Origin of the sequence: Alkalihalophilus lindianensis, assembly GCF_032843265.1 — a bacterium.
GTDB classification, from domain to species: Bacteria; Bacillota; Bacilli; order Bacillales; family Bacillaceae_D; genus Alkalihalophilus; species Alkalihalophilus lindianensis.
The window spans coordinates 1-269 of sequence record NZ_JAWJBA010000385.1; the positions used below are offsets into that span (position 1 = coordinate 1).

General features: G+C 45.4%; 1 pseudogene. It reads left to right on the forward strand.

Features of this window, described 5'->3' with window-relative positions:
• Positions 1-269, forward strand: a pseudogene (locus RYX56_RS22690) (NADP-dependent phosphogluconate dehydrogenase); the annotation flags it as partial.

The window sequence follows — 269 nt, forward strand, 5'->3', positions numbered from 1 at the left end:
TGATATTTTTACAAAAGTGGATCAAGAAACCGGTAAACCAATGGTTGATGTGATTCTTGATACTGCCGGCCAAAAGGGAACTGGAAAATGGACAAGCCAGAATTCTCTCGATTTAGGTGTGCCGCTGCCAATCATCACGGAGTGAGTTTTTGCTCGCTTCTTGTCTGCCATGAAGGCTGAGCGTGTACATGCCAGCAAGGTATTGGGTGGTCGGAACGCAAAACCTTATGATGGAGATAAAGATGAGTTGGTGGAAGCAATCCGAAAAG